At 66.0% G+C, this 2460-nt stretch carries 3 protein-coding genes; 1 reads left to right on the top strand and 2 read right to left on the bottom strand.

Annotated elements, in window-relative coordinates:
• Positions 1-483 (bottom strand): ABC transporter ATP-binding protein (locus LQV45_RS25825; RefSeq protein ID WP_230009492.1); only part of this gene is annotated, 483 nt, incomplete at its 3' end.
• Positions 480-1007 (bottom strand): PadR family transcriptional regulator, encoded by a 528-nt coding sequence (locus tag LQV45_RS25820; protein WP_230009490.1) that lies wholly within the window; start codon positions 1005-1007, stop codon positions 480-482. The genes LQV45_RS25825 and LQV45_RS25820, both read right to left, overlap by 4 nt.
• Before the next feature lie 251 nt (positions 1008-1258).
• Between LQV45_RS25820 and LQV45_RS25815 the strand changes: the two genes are divergently transcribed.
• Positions 1259-2460, top strand: a 1202-nt coding sequence (locus LQV45_RS25815; protein ID WP_230009489.1) for a M1 family metallopeptidase, incomplete at its 3' end; no start/stop codon positions are given.

Below are 2460 nucleotides of genomic sequence, written 5' to 3'. Positions count from 1 at the left end.
GGCCACCCGCTGGGCCTGGCCTCCCGAGAGCTCCCCCGGCAGCTTGGCAGTGCATCCGTCCAGCCCGAGCCGTTCGAGCACTTCCTGCGAGCGCCGGCGTGCTTCTGCCCGTTTGGTACCGCCCAGAAGCAGGGGAAGGCTGACATTGTCCAGCGCCGTGAGTTCGGGCAGCAGCTGGCCAAACTGGAAAACGAAGCCGAAGTCGGTCAAACGCAGCCGGGACCTTTCAGCCTCACCCAGTCCGCTGATGCTGACGGGCTCCTGGCCGCGGGGCGCATAGGCCACGGCGCCGCCGTCCGGGGCAAGGATGCCGGCCAGGCAGTGCAGCAGGGTGGACTTACCCGACCCCGACGGGCCCATGACCGCGAGTACCTCACCGGCGTGAACGTCGATGTCGATACCGCGCAGCGCCTCGGTCTGTCCGAACGCGTGGCGGACACCGCGGGCGCTGAGGATGGGTGCAGTGGTGTCGATCGTGCTCATGCGCTCTGGAGCTCCTTTTGGAGTTGGGACAGCCGGGCACTGGTCAGCTCGATCCAGCGCAGGTCAGCCTCGATGTGGAAGAGGCCGTAGTCGCACATCAGCACCTGCAGCAGGTCGGCGTCGCGCTTGAGGCGGGTCAGTTCGCGCATCCGGGCCATGTGCTCGGCGCGCTGCGCATCCAACAACCGGTCGGCGTCGTCGTCGAGCAGCAAGGCGACCACGGTCTTGGCGAACAGCTCGCTCTGTAGGGATTCGGAGGGCACATCGGGGGTAAAGAGCCACTGCCGCACCTTGTCCCTGCCGGCAACGGTGGCCTCATACTTCTTGCGGTCCGGACCGCCGCCGCTCTCCCCGCCCAAGGCGATGATCAGCTCGTCACGGAACATCCGGGCCAGCGTGGAATACACCTGCCCGAATGCCAATGGTTTCTGGGTGCCGAAATAGCGGTCATAGGAATGCTTCAGGTCGTACCCATAGCTGGGTTCCCGGCTCAGCAGCCCGAGGAGGGCAAGAGAGTTGTTCACACCTCCATCTATACACTCAGTGCATAGTCGGAGTCCAGCGCATCGGCGGCAGGCTTTCGTGGGCCCGGCGGCCTCACTTCGGACCGGTACCAAGGTTTTCCAAAGTTGCGGTGGGGATCATGGGCGACATTCCACAACTGCATTGGGGGCACGGTCATGACTACTCAGACCGAGATCGTTTCTGCTCGGGACGACGGGCGTGCTGTTTCACCCAAATGGACATCCCGAGACCTGGATGGAGGAAATCGGTGATGAGGCAGCACTTCAGAGGGCGCCTGCGCCGGACAGCGGTCATCCTCGTGCTGGCCGTGGCCGGCGTCGGCGCAATCAGCGGGGCTGCGCAGGCCGCCCCCAGCCACGACAACCGCCATTACACGGCGGGCGCTCCCGGCAGCGGGGACGCGTATTTCCCGTTCGCCGGCAACGGCGGCTACGACGTCCTGCACTACGACCTCGCCCTCCGCTATACGCCACCAACCAATCCCGCGGTGCTCGCAGGCCGCCTCAGCGGGGTCGCGACTGTCACCCTCCGTGCGAAGCAGAACCTGGAGTCGCTCAACTTCGACCTGCGCGGCCTCGGCGTCACGTCGGTCCGGGTCGACGGCAAGGCCGCCAAGTGGTCCCAGGTGCAGAACGACGCGAACCGGATCTGGGAACTCACGGTCGGGCTGCGGCCGAAGCTGAAGGCCGGACAGACGACGTCGATCGTGATCGAGTACGGCGGAATCACCGGCCGGCCGCTCGACACCACCGGAGCGCTCTACGGTTGGGTCACAACCGCTGACGGTGCGATGGTCGTCAATGAGCCCGAGGGTGCGGCGACCTGGTACCCCGTGAATGACGACCCTGAAGACAAGGCGACCTATACGTTCCGCATCACGGTGCCGGCGGGGAAGACGGCCGTGGCGAACGGCCTGCCCGTCGGCCGGCCGGCGACGAAGGCGGGATGGACCACGTGGACGTGGAAGGCCTCGGACCCGATGGCCAGCTATCTGTCGACGGCGAACGTCGGCGACTTTGCCCTGTCGTACGACGTCGGTCCGCACGGGCTGCCCATCATCAATGCGATCGACGCGGACGTGACGGGAGCGGCACTGGCCGAGACGAAGGCGTCGCTTGCGTTGCAGCCCAAGATGATCGCATTCCTTGAGGGCCAGTTCGGGCGGTACCCGTTCGAGGCCTTCGGCGCGATTGTCGACGACGACACGGTCGACTATGCGCTGGAGACGCAGACGCGGCCGGTCTACTCGGAGGTTGCGGACGAATACACGGTGGTGCACGAACTCGGTCACCAGTGGTTCGGAGACGCGGTGAGCCCGTCCGACTGGCAGGACATCTGGCTGAACGAGGGCTGGGCGACGTACATCGAGTGGCTGTGGGCCGAACACCAAGGCACGGCCACGATGCCGGAACAGTTCGGGGACGCGGTGGCCTACCTCGACGCGAACAACCG

This window comes from Microbacterium sp. Bi128 (assembly GCF_918698205.1).
Note: the sequence above shows the minus strand (reverse complement) of the source record. Positions and strands in the feature narration are given on the sequence as shown.